This is a genomic window from Gluconobacter sp. P1D12_c (assembly GCF_018812105.1).
GTDB classification, from domain to species: domain Bacteria; phylum Pseudomonadota; class Alphaproteobacteria; order Acetobacterales; family Acetobacteraceae; genus Gluconobacter; species Gluconobacter oxydans_A.
On sequence record NZ_JACSIQ010000406.1, the window covers coordinates 1 to 476 of the forward strand.

A 476-nucleotide genomic window follows, 5' to 3' on the forward strand; every position below is an offset into this window, starting at 1 on the left:
AGTTGAAAGCGAGTAATTCATCACTAAAAACAAAAATTCACAAAAGTAATGAATCACGAAAATCACTATTGAACGAATTGAAAAGCGAACGCGAAAAAAGTTATGATAAGGGCAAGCCGTTCAGAGATTTACAGAAGAAGAATGAACAGCTTGAAACTTATCTTGGTTTAGTTTTTGATTCTTTGGATTCGCATGGAATTAATCCTGTTCCGTTCATTAAGACTGTCTACACGTTGGATGATTTAATGCGTGATTGCGATAGGATTGCGAAGGAGTGGCTTGAGTCATTCCAGGCGACGTGGGAACCTAAGGCGAAGCCTCAAAAGGGTTCTGATCGCTCTATTGCCTAGAGCGACGACCCCGAAGGTCCGGGGTCTAGCATTGGGGTTTCGACCTCCATGCTAAAGGCTAAATCAGTATTAAAAAGATAGCTCAAACTGCTTCGCTTCATGAGCAGATAATTAGCTCAGATTTGC

Annotated in this window: 1 protein-coding gene; it reads left to right on the forward strand. The window is 41.4% G+C overall.

What is annotated here, in order from left to right:
* Positions 1 to 350: hypothetical protein (locus KP705_RS17395; RefSeq protein WP_215765186.1), on the forward strand; the 350-nt coding region annotated here is incomplete at its 5' end.
* Between the last annotated feature and the right edge of the window lie 126 nt (positions 351 to 476).